The sequence below is a fragment of the Ferruginibacter sp. SUN106 genome, assembly GCF_050611765.1.
Lineage (GTDB): Bacteria > Bacteroidota > Bacteroidia > Chitinophagales > Chitinophagaceae > Ferruginibacter.
The window spans coordinates 63,964-79,675 of sequence record NZ_JBODJC010000003.1; the positions used below are offsets into that span (position 1 = coordinate 63,964).

General features: G+C 40.4%; 13 protein-coding genes. 9 read left to right on the forward strand and 4 right to left on the reverse strand.

From position 1 onward, the window contains the following. Positions 1-39 precede the first annotated feature (39 nt). Positions 40-1,599 (forward strand): M20/M25/M40 family metallo-hydrolase, encoded by a 1,560-nt coding sequence (locus ACQ334_RS11600; RefSeq protein ID WP_430988382.1) that lies wholly within the window; start codon positions 40-42, stop codon positions 1,597-1,599. Positions 1,600-1,829: 230 nt separating this feature from the next. Continuing rightward, positions 1,830-2,879, forward strand: coding sequence for a hypothetical protein (locus ACQ334_RS11605; RefSeq protein WP_430988383.1), 1,050 nt, complete (start codon positions 1,830-1,832; stop codon positions 2,877-2,879). Between the two features lie 6 nt (positions 2,880-2,885). Here the strand turns inward: ACQ334_RS11605 and ACQ334_RS11610 are convergent, their stop codons facing one another. Further along, positions 2,886-3,266, reverse strand: a complete 381-nt coding sequence (locus ACQ334_RS11610) for a hypothetical protein (RefSeq protein WP_430988384.1) — start codon at positions 3,264-3,266, stop codon at positions 2,886-2,888. 263 nt (positions 3,267-3,529) lie between these two features. On the opposite strand from ACQ334_RS11610, the gene ACQ334_RS11615 reads away from it, so the two are divergent. Next, positions 3,530-4,375, forward strand: coding sequence for a class I SAM-dependent methyltransferase (locus ACQ334_RS11615; RefSeq protein WP_430988385.1), 846 nt, complete (start codon positions 3,530-3,532; stop codon positions 4,373-4,375). Positions 4,376-4,384: 9 nt separating this feature from the next. Here the strand turns inward: ACQ334_RS11615 and ACQ334_RS11620 are convergent, their stop codons facing one another. Further along, complete coding sequence (locus ACQ334_RS11620) at positions 4,385-5,470, reverse strand: hypothetical protein (protein WP_430988386.1); 1,086 nt, start codon at positions 5,468-5,470, stop codon at positions 4,385-4,387. A 138-nt stretch (positions 5,471-5,608) separates the two neighbouring features. On the opposite strand from ACQ334_RS11620, the gene ACQ334_RS11625 reads away from it, so the two are divergent. Both ACQ334_RS11625 and ACQ334_RS11630 read left to right on the forward strand, forming a co-directional pair. Next, positions 5,609-6,151: a hypothetical protein gene (locus ACQ334_RS11625; RefSeq protein ID WP_430988387.1), complete on the forward strand. Its 543-nt coding sequence runs from the start codon at positions 5,609-5,611 to the stop codon at positions 6,149-6,151. Between the two features lie 6 nt (positions 6,152-6,157). Continuing rightward, positions 6,158-7,549, forward strand: a complete 1,392-nt coding sequence (locus tag ACQ334_RS11630; RefSeq protein WP_430988388.1) for a glycosyltransferase family 39 protein — start codon at positions 6,158-6,160, stop codon at positions 7,547-7,549. A 5-nt stretch (positions 7,550-7,554) separates the two neighbouring features. Here the strand turns inward: ACQ334_RS11630 and ACQ334_RS11635 are convergent, their stop codons facing one another. Next, positions 7,555-8,754: a PQQ-dependent sugar dehydrogenase gene (locus tag ACQ334_RS11635; RefSeq protein ID WP_430988389.1), complete on the reverse strand. Its 1,200-nt coding sequence runs from the start codon at positions 8,752-8,754 to the stop codon at positions 7,555-7,557. Positions 8,755-8,974: 220 nt separating this feature from the next. On the opposite strand from ACQ334_RS11635, the gene ACQ334_RS11640 reads away from it, so the two are divergent. Further along, positions 8,975-9,541, forward strand: coding sequence for a hypothetical protein (locus ACQ334_RS11640; RefSeq protein WP_430988390.1), 567 nt, complete (start codon positions 8,975-8,977; stop codon positions 9,539-9,541). A 28-nt stretch (positions 9,542-9,569) separates the two neighbouring features. On the opposite strand, the gene ACQ334_RS11645 is transcribed toward ACQ334_RS11640, so the two are convergent. Next, entirely contained in the window at positions 9,570-10,790 is a 1,221-nt protein-coding gene (locus ACQ334_RS11645; RefSeq protein WP_430988391.1) for a PQQ-dependent sugar dehydrogenase, read from the reverse strand. Between the two features lie 356 nt (positions 10,791-11,146). Here ACQ334_RS11645 and ACQ334_RS11650 point away from each other — a divergent pair, with 356 nt between their 5' ends. The 3 genes from ACQ334_RS11650 (at position 11,147) to ACQ334_RS11660 (ending at position 15,691) form a co-directional block, all read left to right on the forward strand. Then, positions 11,147-11,503 (forward strand): hypothetical protein, encoded by a 357-nt coding sequence (locus ACQ334_RS11650; protein WP_430988392.1) that lies wholly within the window; start codon positions 11,147-11,149, stop codon positions 11,501-11,503. Positions 11,504-11,583: 80 nt separating this feature from the next. After that, positions 11,584-13,719 carry an elongation factor G gene (locus tag ACQ334_RS11655; protein WP_430988393.1) on the forward strand — a complete coding sequence of 712 codons (2,136 nt, stop codon included), beginning with the start codon at positions 11,584-11,586 and terminating at the stop codon, positions 13,717-13,719. A gap of 175 nt (positions 13,720-13,894) precedes the next feature. Beyond that, complete coding sequence (locus tag ACQ334_RS11660) at positions 13,895-15,691, forward strand: PAS domain S-box protein (RefSeq protein WP_430988394.1); 1,797 nt, start codon at positions 13,895-13,897, stop codon at positions 15,689-15,691. Positions 15,692-15,712 lie beyond the last annotated feature (21 nt).

Consider the following 15,712-nt stretch of genomic DNA (forward strand, 5'->3'; position numbering starts at 1 on the left):
AGCATATTACATTAATTTGTATAAATCTAAAATTTACACATGAAACAACTGCTTTCAGCAATCAGCCTGTTATTGTTTATTATACCATTTGCCGCTGCCCAGGAAACTGTGGATATGGCAATGATGCAAAAAATTAAAGACGAAGAAAAAAATAATTCGCAGGTAAAGATGATAGCGCATAACATTACTGATGTATGCGGTCCACGCCTTACCAACTCCCCGGGTTACAACCGTGCATTAGACTGGGTTACCGAAATCTGTAAAACATGGGGCTTACAAAACGCCGGCCGTGAGGCCTGGGGCGAATTTGGTAAAGGCTGGAGTAATGAGCAGGGTACACTGGCATTAAAAATACCTTATTACGAAAATATCATAGCGTATCCTGTACCCTGGTGTAAGAGCACAAAAAAAGCAGTGCGGACAGAGCTGATCATGCTGGATGCATTGGACTCGGCAAATATTGATAAAGCCGGCGCAGCTATTAAAGGTAAGATTGTAATGATAAAACCCGGCGGTACCACAATACCTGATGCATTTAAAGCCTATGCCACCAGGTATGGCGATAGTAGTTTAGATAATTTGCCCGATGAATACATGATAAGCCGTAAAGAAATTGAACAATTTCTGCCGCTAATAAAAAGTGCTTATTATTCTTCATTATACTTAGAGAAAAAAGGTGCTGTCGGCTTACTCCGCAGCAGCAGGGGCTCACACGACGGTACTGTATTTGTTGATGGTGGTACCGGCTATGCCACCGGCTACCAGGCAACCTTACCCGAAATGAAAATTAGTGTGGAAGATTATTATAAAATGATGCGTTTGCTGCAGGATAATAAAAAAGTAGAGCTGGAAATGAATGTGCAGAATACTTTTTATGATAAAGACCTGACGGGGTACAATGTGGTTGCCGAAATACCTGGTACAGATCCTGCATTAAAAAGCCAGGTGGTAATGCTGGGGGGCCATTTAGATAGCTGGGCTGGTGGTACCGGCGCTACTGATAATGGCGCAGGCTGTATTGTAATGCTGGAAGCCATGCGTATTTTAAAAGCACTTGGCGTACAACCCAAACGTACCATCCGCATTGCTTTGTGGGGAGGGGAAGAACAGGGTTTGTACGGCAGTTTTGGTTATGTGAAAAAACATTTTGGAAATCCGCAGGATATGCAATTGAAACCAGAGCAACAAACCATTTCGGCCTATTATAATTTAGATAATGGCAGTGGAAAAATACGAGGTATCTATACTCAAAGTAATCCGGCAGTACGTGATATTTTCAGGAGCTGGTTGCTACCTTTTGCAGATATGGGTGCCAATGGTGGCGTAACCAACAGCAATACCGGAAGTACAGATCATATCAGTTTTGATGCAGTGGGTATTCCCGGTTTTCAATTTATACAAGATCCTTTAGAATATGAGACCCGGACGCACCATAGCAATATGGATACCTATGATCACCTGATTATTGCTGACCTGCAACAGGCGGCAGTTATTGTTGCCGCATTTGTGTACAATACCGCTATGCGTACGGATATGCTTCCCCGTAAGCCGCTGCCAAAAGCAGAACGTTTTGTATTTGATTTTGATTTTCCGATATAAGCGTGAGACGTGAGTGGTGAATCGTGAGTGGAGGGCTTTCGCATTCCGGGGCATACTCCCACCCAGACCAGGTTAGCTTAAAATGGTATAATTGTTGATAAATAAGGGCATCGGGATATAATCAACACGTAAAATTGACGTTATTATACCGGATATTTGCATTCATCTGCCTGGCACTTATGCATGTACAAAAAAGTATCGTGCCATAGTGAACAGTTAAGTACAATCTTATGAAAAAATCAATTTGTTTAATTGCAGCGCCTGTATTAGCTATTCTTTTTTTTGCAACAGGGTGCAATGAAGATGCAAAGGCAAAAGTTGTGGCAAAGGATGAGCCGGCAGTTGCACCCATTGTTACCAAAGCAGACAGTACGCCGGTAGTAACAGAAAACAGCCAGAAAAGCAGCATTGATACTGCCGATTACAATGCCAGGATGAAGGCATTGAGCAATAACGACAGCACAGGCAAATGGCCGGTAAAAACGCCTTATCCCTTAGCCGGTGCTTTACTACCTTATAACAGGATCATTTCATTCTACGGTAATCTATATTCTAAAAAAATGGGCATATTGGGAGAAATACCCAAAGACAGCATGTTAAAAAAATTGCAGGGAGAAGTGGCGCAATGGCAGGCAGCAGACCCTGGTATACATACCATTCCTGCATTACACTATATCGCTATTACTGCGCAAGGTGCAGCAGGTAAAGATGGTAAACATCGTTTGCGTATGCCTTTAAGCCAGGTAGATACCATGCTTAACTGGGCTAAACCAATCGGGGCACTGGTTTTTGTAGACATACAGGTAGGCCATAGCACCGTAAAAGCAGAAGTACCTACACTAGAAAAATACCTTGCAATACCCAACGTGCATTTAGGCATTGATCCTGAATTTTCGATGAAGGGTGGGGAAGTACCTGGTTCTAAGATCGGTACCTTTTCGGCTGATGACATTAACGATGCCATCGATTTTTTAGCGGAACTGGTGCGTAAAAATAACCTGCCTCCAAAAGTGTTGATCGTTCATCGTTTTACACAAGGCATGGTAACAGGTTATACTAAAATCAAGACGGTGCCGGAAGTACAGGTGGTAATGGATATGGATGGTTTTGGCTCCAGAATTTTGAAAAAGGGCACTTACCTCAGGTATATTTATAAAGAACCCGTACAGTTTACAGGCTTTAAATTATTTTATAAAAATGATAATCAAACGGATAAGATGTATACACCCAAAGAGTTGTTGCAATTTACCCCCAGGCCCAGCTATATTCAATATCAATAAAAATTATCAGCCTTCTTCCAGGCCATTTTTAAAGAAGATCGCTTCTGCATTGTGAATGATAATATCTAAAGCAGCTTTGTTGTAAAACCGGCTTTGATAAAGCGTTTCCTGCATTATTTCTATGTCCTCAATATCCTGTCGTGTAGCTTTGTATTTTATTTTTTCAAGCCCGTCTCTTAATGCATTGCGTACATACATTCTCACTTCTGTAAAAGCAGTTTTATGGTTGAGGATTTTTTCGGCGTCTGTTTTTTTCCAGTTTACATCTGTAAGAAAACGTTCCGTGGTTTCCATGTTACGGTAAATATTGGCATTAGCTCCTTTGGTACCACCTTTAACGCAATGGTACACGGTGCGTATTAACGATTCGTATCCCATTGCTCCCATAATTAAAAGTTTAACACTAAAGGTACACCTGATAAACCATTAAGCTTTTTTTAGTTTTGGGGGTACAATGCCTCCTTTACAATATACTGTCAGCCTGAGTTTGCCGAAGGCGGGCTATATTATAGGAAACACCTCTTTTCAACTGAAACCCGCCTGCGACAAGCTCAGGCTTACAACTTTTTAAACTGAGACACTATTTGCAAAAAGCCAGGCTTTTACTTTACAGGAATTTGTAGTACTTTATATGTCTTAAATTTATTATCATGAACGCACAGTTAGAAGAAATAAGAGAGCAGCAAAAACAATCCTGGAATAAATTCTCTTCGGGTTGGAAAAAATGGGATCAGCTTACCATGGATTTTCTGCATCCGATGGGTCAAAGTATTATTGCTTCCATACAGCCATCGGGTAACAACAGGATACTGGATATTGCTGCCGGTACAGGAGAACCCGGCTTAACCATTGCGGGTATGCTTAATGGTGGTAAAGTTGTGATGACGGACGTAGCAGAAGATATGTTAGCCATTGCAAGGGCTAATGCTGCACAGCGTGGCATTACAAATATAGAAACTGCAGTCTGCGATGTTTGTGAACTGCCATTTGATAATGATTATTTTGATGCTGTCAGTTGCCGTTTTGGTTTTATGTTCTTTCCGGATATGCAGCTGGCGGCTAAAGAAATGGCAAGAGTATTAAAACCCGGCGGAAGAGTAGCAACATCGGTGTGGAATGTACCGGATAAAAATTTTTGGGTAACTGCAATGATGGGTACCATTGCAAAAAATATGGAATTACCACCACCGCCACCCGGAGCACCGGGTATGTTTCGTTGCTGCAAACCGGGTATGATGAAAGCGATATTTGAAAATGCAGGATTTAAAAATATACAGGAAGAAGAAGTGACTACTACATTAAATGCAGGTACAGCGGAGGTTTACTGGAATATGATGACAGAAGTGGGAGCGCCGATTGTTGCCGCATTAAGCAAGGCAGATGATGCCATGCGGCAAAAAATAAAGTCTGAAGTATTTGAACTCATCAACAGCAGGTATCCAGAAGGAAAAGTGGCTGTTGAAGGAAGTGCCCTTGTTATCAGTGCAATAAAATAAACAGTACAATTATTTAACCACAGTGTCTGTTTTTTCATTAGGCCCTTTAAAAGCTGTAGGGTCGATACTGAAATGGCGGGTATAGATATGCGTTTGCTGAAACTGGTTTTTTAAACGGGTTGCAGTTTGCTGGAATGATGTACCTACCGCAGTATGAAAATCATTTAATATCAAACCATTGGCTTCTTTCATCATCATTTCAGGATCATCCAGGTAATAATATAACACAGCCAAATTGAAATAGCTGGAGTAGCGTATTTTTCTATCGTGTTTTTTAGAAGTGCTGTAAGTGGTTTTGATATTTTCAAAATAATCAATCACTGGTTTTAATTTTTCACGGGCACTTTCAATGGATGTGCTGGCATTCATGCTAAACAATACTTCATTCATTAATTGAAAAGCCTTCCTGTCATCCTCATATTCAGGATGTTTCCTGCTACCGATAACCCACATAAAATCATCTGCTGTAACTTCTGCAAAACCAAAATTATCGGTAATGCGGTCGCTCAGGTAGTGCATGGCTTTGTTTACGCAAGTCCGGTACAACTCTTTGGTTACTGCTAAAGAGTTCAATACAAAATAACCTTCGGCTAAAGGTTTAAATGCAAATTCAGGACTGGTATACACCTGTTTGTACTGGCGGTCGGCCAATATTTCATCCATGATATGAGTGCCTTTATAATCTGCAATTTGTGCAGTGGCGGCAAATGTGTACACTACTTCCTGGTAGTACATGGTTTTGGTACCTGTAACAGCTCCATTGCGGTCTCTTGTAACCAATGAATGTTCTTTAACCGATACCGATTCAGGCAACAGGTCTTCCAGCTTTACCTGTATATTCAGGTGGCCTTGCTGTGGCAACTTTCGCCAGCCTTCTAATGTAACCGTGTTGGCAGGGTCAATATCCTGCATAAAAGGCTGCATCATTTTAGTGGCTGTTACGGCAACGTTATAGGTCCTGTAGGTACTGTCTAACCTTATATTGGGCAGGGAACGGAACTGCACTTTAAAATTAAAGCGATCGAGATCCACTTTTTTTTGCGCTATAACTGATACCGGCGCAAGCAATAAAAGCAGGAAGTAGTATTTTTTCACGGAATTGGAATTGGTATGGTAGGTTAACGTAAAAAGCGTGGGAATATTTTTCTGCAAGCCCCGGCTTTACAGCATAAAGAAGGCGATTTATAGAGAAAGCTTGTTATTATTGCACTGCAAAATGCCTTTTAAAAGCGAATGGAAAATAAAGAGGACGATCTTACACCCGATATTACAACAGCCGGAAAGCCCCACCGGTTTTACCCGGGTAGTACGGCAAGAAAAATACTGGTACTGTTTGGCGGTATCATGGTACTGGCAATTTTTTTTGTGTTGCCGGCTAACAGATCATGGCTTAAGGAAAAGATATTTGGTTACTGGAATGATTACCGGGTACAACACAAGCAATTGTCTCTTGAAAAAAGGAAAGCAGAACGCTTCACTACCATGTACACTTATTCAAAAGAAATTGCCGGTTTATTTGAACAAAAAGGCAATAGCCAAACAGTACTGGTGCTTATTCCCACAGAGGGATATTTTAAAAAATACGGCATTACATATCCTGTGCCCGAACCGGTTACGTTTTATTATTTTACCAATCTTAAAACGGTTTGGGCCAGAGATACAACAGCAATTAAAGCCAACTGGGTGGTAAGTGTGCAACACAATAAATTCAGCATAGATAGTATTACCAGCGTACAACAATTAAAAGACAGCATCAGCGCCTTTCAAAAATTTTAATTCTTTATGAGTAGTATACTGGTCATTATTTTATTGACGTTTTTGCAATTGGCTACAGGCTTTGGCCTGCTTACTTTATTCCGGATAATTTTAAAGCCTGCTTTTTTTCTGCCCCTGGCCATATTGATGGGAATAGCCGTTTTTTCAGTAGTTCCTTTTTTATTGCAGCTATTGTATATTCCCATTACGCCGCTGAATGTATTGGCTTTATTATTGGCAGTTGCACTTATAGTAAATGTAAAATTTATCTCTGGTGTAAAGATGGCAGGCACAATGTTCAGGTCTGCCCGTTTCAGCATAACATTTTACGAAATTCCTTTCCTGTTAGCCATTGGCTTTATCATTTTTGTAAGTGCATGGCGTTGCTTTTATTACCCGCCTACACCCAATGATGTAACCACCGGTGCCGAAGCCATTGCAGAATTTACAGTACGTGAAAAAACAATGCTCAACAGTGTGTTTTTGCTCACACAAAATGGCAATACACTAAAACCTCCGTTCATTACCTGCCTGCAGATCATTTATAAGTTTGCAGGTTTTCCTTTTGGCCAGGTCTGGCTCATCAATGTATTTATCTGTTTTATTGTTATCCTGTATCATATTATCAGCGCATCACTGCACCGGGTAATTGCAGGAGTGCTGGTTATTTTTTTTCTGGCCATACCCGAAATGTATGCGTATACTTTTATGTTATTGTACGATTACAGTAATGCGGTGTTTTTTTTCCTGTCTGTTTTTTTTATGCTCAGTTATTTTAAAAAACAGCAGTTAAATGAATTGGCATTTGCAGGGTTGCTGATGGGTATTGCAGTATATATCCGGCCCGAAACATTATTGCTTTGTGGTGCTATGCTGCCCGCTATCTTTTTAAATAATGCTACACATAAGGCAGGAATAAAAAAAATACTACTCAACACTTTTGTTTTTGTTGTACCTACTCTTGTGTTCTATCTAACGGCAGTGTATATTTATATCAATCATTATCTTCCAACAAAATACAGTATTGCAGCGCAGATAAACCCACAATTAACCAGCCTTGTATCGGTGTGGGACCGCTTTGTACAAACCAATGATAACCTGCTCTTCAGCGAACAGGGTATTATTCATTACAGTTATTTTATTTTTATTTTCCTGGCTTTATTTGCGGCTGAACTTATTGTAAAAAGAAAATTTAATGGTACGGCAAAAAACTATCTGTATGTAATTGCGGTGGTTTTTGTTTTCTTTCCTTTACTAAGCCATGTGTTGCCGGGAGTATCGATTGATAATACTGTAAAACGGGCTTTCTTTAAATTATTCCCGCTAATGTTATTGTATATAAGTAATAATGAACTCTTAGTTCAGTTTTCAAATTATATCAGCCGATGGGAGCGTGGGGAACAGAATGAAATGCAATAAAAGATTTATGCTTTACTGATGCGGTACATAATACCCGAATCGGTAATGGCATACAGCTTACCATTAAGTTCAGCAACATCCCTGATCCTTTCTTTTTTATCTTCCAGTAAACTTTCTTCGCCTGTAACCTTATGATCTTTGATCTGCAATCTTACAATACGTGTACTGGTAAGGCCACTGATAAAAAGATTGTTCTTCCATTCGGGAATAGAATCGCTGGTATAAAAAGCCATACCACTGGGAGAAATAACAGGATCCCAGTAATAGGCAGGCTGTTCCATCCCTTCTTTTTGCTGAATGGCATCGCCAAAAACTTTACCGTCGTAATTTATTCCGTAAGTAACTATGGGCCAGCCATAATTTTTACCCGGCTTAATAAGATTTAATTCGTCACCACCACGGGGGCCAAATTCTACTTCCCACAAGTCTCCGTTTACCGGATCAATGGCAAGGCTTTGCGGATTGCGATGCCCGTAAGAATAAATTTCAGGTTTGGCATTGGTGCTATCAATAAAAGGATTGCCGGGAGCCGGTTTACCTTCTTTAGTGATCTTTAAAACTTTACCCAGGCAGTTCTTAATGGATTGTGCTTCCATCCTTGATTCTGGTTTACCTCTTTCGCCTGTGGTTAAAAAAAGATAACCTTCTTTATCAAATGCCAGGCGGGAGCCATAATGTTGTATGCTGTTCCATTCGGGTAAAGCACGAAAAATAACCACGGGATTTGTAATCACAGAATCAGCGGGCAACAGTTGTCCTTTAGCAACAGTAGTAAGGTTGCCACTGCCGTATTTTTCAGAGTATACCCAGTAAATAGTGTTGTTCTTTTTAAAAGCAGGATCCAATACCACATCAAGCATCCCTCCCTGGTCGGCATCATTTACTGCAGGAAAGCCCGTAATTTTTTTAAGTATTTTACCATCGGCATCATGCAAGGTCATAAAGCCCGACTTTTCGGTTACCAGTAACTGCCCGTTGGGCATTGGTATAATTGCCCATGGCCTTCCTAAATGTTCGGCTACGGTTTCTACTTTATAAGGGGTAATGGTTTTAAGTGTATCTGCCCTGGTTTGACCGGCAAATGCCGGCTTGTAATGTTGTTCACCCGGCTTTAAGGGGTCGGCAATACCTCTGTTGCGGTTACAACCGGTTATCGTTAAAAGAATCACTAATAATGGTACGTAAGAAGAAATTTTGATCTGCATAAAATGTAAGTCGCCATAACCGGCTCTAAAGTCGCAAAAGTAAGGAACTTACCTAATTTTCTATCCTGTACTCTCTATGCTTAATGGTATTTTAATGTCATTTTTTTGTCTGTGAGGCGGTATAACAACCCTGTTATTAACATTTTTGTTTTAATCATTAAAACGTAATTATTTTTAATTTGAAATTAATTTGATTAAATCTTTACAGCAATATCATAGTATGCGGAGAAAAATAATTTACAGCCCTTTATGTTTTTTATGCCTGTGCATAATGTTGCTTAATTGCAATTGTAATAATTCCGGTTCAGAAAAAGTGGCCACCTCCGATACCATTGGCGAATTTGCTTCTTCAGCATATACAGTTACTAACGGAAACGTAAAGACTACTATATCTACTGATACGGCTGCATTAGGCCGGCTGATCAGTTTAAAATATTATCATCCCCGAAGTGTAAAATTTCTATATAGTTTTATTGATAACTCAGGTACGGCAGACAGGAGTGTACCCGGCCCTTCGGATTATACATTACAGGCAGTTTTGTATTTTGATTCTGCAACCTTTCAATCCATCGTTACAGATTACATGAAACCTGATTGGGTTTCTCCGCATTATACAAAGGAAGAATTTAATTTTTCCTGGCTGGATACTACTGTAAAAAAAGAATTACTGCAAACAGATTCCTCTTACCACGGGCATATTGATCTGTTCTGGAATGAACCCAACAACCCCAATTGCCATACCTGGATGCTGCATAATAAATTATTACTGCACCAGTTCAGTCAATAACCCAACCGGTGCAGCATGATCAACCTTTTTATTTTTTGCTTATCCTGAACAGAACACCGCCATCAGAAACAGCATATAATTTACCATTTACTTCGGCTACATCCCGAATCCTTTCTTTTTGATCTGCTAGTAAACTTTCTTCACCCACAACTTTATTGTTTTCAATTACCAGCCTGATGATATGCATGCTGCTGAGGCCGCCAATAAACAAATTATTCTTCCATTCAGGGATAGAGTCACTGCTGTAAAATATCATTCCACTTGGCGAAACCACAGGATCCCAATAATACACGGGTTGCTCAAGGCCAGCTTTTTGCTGAATGCTATCGCCGATTTTATTGCCATCATATTCTATACCATAGGTAATTAATGGCCAGCCATAATTTTTGCCTGGTTTAATAAGGTTTACTTCGTCACCGCCCCTTGGCCCAAACTCCACTTCCCATAAATCGCCTGTGGCTGGATGCAAGGCAAGCCCCTGCGGATTGCGGTGCCCGTAAGAATATATTTCAGGTTTTGCATCGGCCTGGTTGATAAAAGGATTGCCTGGTGCAGGTTTCCCTTCTTTAGTGATCTTAAAAATTTTACCCAGTCCGCTGTTAAGCCATTGCGCCTGCTTTCTGCCCGGCAGAATAGATCTTTCTCCTGCACTTACAAAAAGGTTACCATCTTTATCAAATACCAGGCGGGAGCCATAATGCAATTCGCTGTTGAGTTCCGGTGTGGCACGAAAAATAACTACCGGATTTTTTATCACCGTATCTTTTTCTGGCAATACCCCTTTAGCTACAGCAGTAAGGTTGCCCGTATCACGTTTTTCGGAAAATGACCAGTAAATGATCCGGTTTTTTGTAAATGCAGGATCAAGCGCCACATCCAGCAGTCCGCCCTGGGCTTTATCATTCACAGGAGGAAAGCCGGTGATCTTTTTAACCAGTTTACCCTCAGCACTAAGGATCAGCATAAAGCCCGACTTATCGGTTACCAGCAATTGCCCGTCGGGCATTGGTGTTACAGCCCATGGCCTGCCGATATGTTCTGCAAGTCTTTCTACTTTGTAAGGTGTGGTGGTAGTAACAGCAGTAATATTCTTCTGCCCTTCAAAAGCTGGTTTGTAATTGGTGTTAGGTTGATTAGGTTTCAACGTATCAGCGCCTTTGGCAGCAGTATTATTGGAATCATTATTGGAACAACTGCAAATGGTTACTGCAATTACCAGGGAAATATAAGACAAGCATTTTGTGTACATAAAAGAAGGTTTGAAACGGTTATATGTAAAAATAATGAACTTAGGTGATTAACTGTTATCCCCGGCAACTTGCCTGCATACTTTATTATAAGTGGAAAAAAATGGTGCAAATCTATTTGCCAGCTTACTATGAAAGCTCATTTTAATTATTAGCTTTGTATTCAGAAACTTCTTTTACAATTACGGCGACTTTTTCTTGTAATCATTTAGCACTAACCCTCTTTCTAAAAAATGATTACCCTTATTATCCGTACTGACTGAAATCAGTGTTTTTTTTACCCTCGTTTTTACCTTTAATCCGCATATGGAAACGGTTACCTATACCGCACATTACTCACACTTAAAACATAAGCTATATGATCACAGCAACACAACAACAACCATTGATCAGCGAATGCAAAACATGGTACGAGACCCTGGCGCAATACAGCAAAGCAATAAAACAAATGAAATCAGAATTGTATTTTTTTGCTCCGGGCAAAACCAGTCATGAAATATTACTGGGCGTAGAACATTTTCATAACCAGTTTCACATCCAGCTCATTAATATTCATGATATGAAGCATGAATTGAAGCACCATATCAACGAAACAGAAAGGTACCCCAATATCGGGCATCGTGTTCCGCATCACCAGATCAAAGACAAGCTGGACCTGCTGATTGCCGATCTTGATAAACTGGAACAGGAGTTTCATCAATTTGTTAACGCATAATTTCTCATTAATAAACCAGCCAGTCTTAATAGGATTGGCTGGTTGCTTTATGGGCATCCTATAATTCTAAAATATTTTTTATGGCAACTTACGATTCAAATCATGTTAAAAATATAGCCTTGCTCGGGCATGCCGGTTGTGGTAAAACCTCCATTGCCGAATGTATGCTGTTTGAGGCAGGCATCACCAAACGCCGTGGTACGGTTAGCACTAGAACCACGGTAAGCGATTACCACGAACTGGAAACAGAAAGACAAAGTTCTGTATTTGCTTCGCTGATGCATACCAACTGGAAAGAGTATAAGATCAATATTATAGATACACCCGGTTATGATGATTTTTCGGGAGAAGTGATCAGTGCATTACGTGTAGCCGATACTGGTATAATGGTGTTAAACGGTGCCATGGGTGTGGAAGTGGGCACAGATGTGATATGGGAATATACCGACACATTTAAAACCCCGACCGTTTTTATTGTAAACCAGCTGGATAAAAATGAAGCTGATTTTGACAGAACAGTAAGAGAAGCAAAAGCACATTTTGGTGCCAATGTAGTGGCAGTGCAATACCCGGTGCAAACAGGTGCAGGGTTTAATGGCATTATAGATGTGCTGAACATGGTATTGTACCAGTTTAAGCCCGAAGGTGGAAAACCCGAAAAACTACCCATTCCTGCTCACGAAAAAGAAAGGGCAGAGCAATTGCATAAAGAATTGGTGGAAACCATTGCCTCAAATGATGAAGGCCTGATGGAAAAATATTTTGACCAGGGCGAACTAAGTGAAGAAGATATGAAGGCCGGGTTGCATACCTCCATGATCAGGCATGATATTTTTCCGCTCTTTTGTGCATCAGCTGAAAAAAATATGGGCATCGGCCGCATCATGAGTTTTATCGACTACGTATGTCCGGCAGCTAATGAAATGCCGCCACAAAAAACAATCACAGGAAAATTGCTGCCTTGCGATACCAATGGACCAGCTTGTATATTTATTTTTAAAACCATTATAGAACCACATATTGGTGAGCTGAGTTTATTTAAAGTATACAGTGGCACCATAAAAGCCGGTAGCGAACTGGTGAATGAAAATACCGGTGTTACAGAAAAATTCAACCAACTGTTTTTACTGGAAGGGCATAACCGTGTGCCCGTACAGGAGCTGGTTGCCGGTGATATTGGCGCTACTATAAAATTGCGTTCTACTCATGTAAATAATACGCTGCATGATAAAGGCACTAATATTGAATTAGAGCCCATACAATTTCCTCATCCCAATGTTACCGTAGCCATTACTACTGTGAACAAAGGCGATGAAGAAAAACTATCGCAGGCATTACATACTTTACAGGAAGAAGATGCTACTGTACAGTTTGAAGTGTCGCAGGAATTGAAACAGACGCTATTGCATTGCCAGGGCGAATTGCACCTGCAGGTGATACAATGGAAAATAGAACATATTCATAACCTGGAAGTAAAAATGGGCAGGCCAAGAATTCCTTACAGGGAAACCATTGGCAGGATGGCAGAAGCAAACTATCGCCACAAAAAGCAAAGTGGTGGAGCAGGGCAATTTGCCGAAGTGTTTATGCGCATAGAGCCATGGTATGAAGGCATGCCTGAGCCATCGGGATTGAATGTAAGGCACCGTGATGAAATGAATTTAGATTGGGGAGGTAAGTTAGTATTCTGTAATTGCATTGTCGGCGGTGCGATTGATGCCCGTTTTTTACCTTCTGTTTTAAAGGGCGTATTGGAAAAAATGCAGAACGGTCCTTTAACAGGCTGCTATGTACGTGATATAAGGGTTTGTGTATACGATGGCAAAATGCACCCTGTTGACAGCAATGATATTTCCTTTAAGATAGCTGGTTTGCAGGCTTTCCGGCAGGCATTTATGGAAGCAGCTCCACAATTACTGGAACCGGTGTACCAGGTAGAAGTCCTTTGTCTTGATGAACAGGTAGGCGCTGTAATGGGCGACCTGCAAACCAGGCTTGGTGTAGTGGAAGGTATGGAAGCCGAGGGGCATTTTCAAAAGATCACCGCAAAAGTACCATTGGCACAAATGCACCAGTATTCTTCGTCATTGCGTAGCTTAACGCAGGGGCGTGCCCGATTCAATATGCGTTTTGATTCCTATTCTCCCGTAGCATACGATGTGCAACGCAAGCTTATGGAAGCGCATAGCAAACACGAGCTGGTGTTGCAGGATTAGCACGAGAGGCGCAAATGACCGGCTTCAATATATTATATGACAACCGTCATTAGCAGAATCATGTTTACCTTAGTAATTTTATAACCGCCACTGGGTGTTATAAAATTACTAACAAGGTATAAAGATCACTATGCACCAATTTGATCCAAAGGAACGATACCATAAACTTTCAACAATGCTGCAGGCATACCAGTCTGCTGTTGATGAAGCTGCCATAGTTTCTATTACAAACCCGGATGGGAGGATTATTTATGTAAACGACAAATTTGTTGAAATTTCTAAATATACTTACAAAGAACTTGTTGGACAAAATCACCGTATCATAAACAGCGGGTATCATGAAGATGATTTTTTTAAGCAGATGTGGCAAACGATAAAGGCAGGAAAAGTATGGAGGGGAGAAATTAAAAACAAGGCAAAAGATGGTACATTTTATTGGGTAGATACTGTTATTACTCCTGTACGGGATAAAAATGGCAGCATAGTGCAATTCCTTTCTATCCGTAACGTGATCACCATTCAAAAGGAGCATGAAGAAAAACTGCTCAGTTTTCAACAAGCCTTGCTAAAAAGAAAACAACAATTAAAAGATGCGCAGCAGGTATCCAAAACCGGTAGCTGGTACCTGGAAGTACCGGGCAATGTAATAGAATGGTCGCAGGAAACCTACCGTATTTTTGAAATACCACCCAATACCACTATAACGTATGAACTTTTTTTGGGTAGCATACACATACAGGACAGGCCAATGGTGGAAGCATGCTGGCAGGCTGCTTTCGATAGCAAGCACTATGATATAGAACATCGTATTGTTACTGCCGCAGGGGAGAAATGGGTAAGGGAACAGGCAAGGTTTGAACCGGGAGCCTTACCCGGAAATTTTAAGGCCCTGGGTACTGTGCAGGATATTACCGAAAAGAAAAGGATAGAAGAAGTGTTGAGAGAATCTGAAAAGCAATACAGGAGCCTCTTTAATGACAGCCCTTTTGCCATTGGTATTTTAGATGAGAAAACATTGCAGTTTATTGAAGTGAATGAAACTGCTACAAAATTGTATGGCTATGAAAGAAAAGAATTTTTGCAACTGACGGCATATGATATACGGGTTGACCTGCCTGCCCACTCTTTAAAAAAGCAGATTGAAGATGGAAATTATACTTCAGACAGATCGATACGGTTGCATAAAAAAAAGAACGGCGATATTATTCATATAGAACCATCAATCACATCTATCAACTATAATAACAAACCTGCATTTCTTATTACCATAAATGATATTACAGAAAAATTAAGAATCCAGCAAGAGCTTGAAGAGGTTAAAACAAATAAGGAAAAAGAAATACTGAGAGCTACATTAGAATCGCAGGAAAAAAGCCGGGCCGAACTGGGCAGGGAGCTGCATGATAATATCAACCAGTTACTTGTGGCATCCACTATTTTTCTCAAGCACGCCCTTCTTTTTACTGATAATGATAAAACACTCATTGCAAAAAGCCTGGACATCACCGTTTCCGCAATGGATGAGATCAGAAAACTGTCTTCGTCATTTGTTCCGCCTCTTTTTAAAGTGGAAACTTTAAGCGGGGCCATTGAGCAGCTTACCAAAAACTTTAAACTTACCAATACTGATATTAGTTTTGATATCAACATTAATGAGGCTTCCCTGGATGAAGGATTTAAGGTAAATATATACCGCATTATACAAGAGCAATGCAATAATATTCTTAAACATGCACATGCATCAAAGGCTTCAATAAGCCTGGCGCAATTCTCCGATTTAATACAACTGCAAATAACTGATAATGGAAAGGGGTTTGATACGGTGCAAAAAGGCAGCGGTATCGGGCTTTCCAATATTATTCACCGTACGGATGCCTATAATGGAAAAATAGATATTGCCAGTAGTATCGGAAACGGGTGTACTATAACTATTGCGTTTCTACAACCTTCATATTTATCAGGCAATTTTTAAAATAAAATAGCATAAAAACCC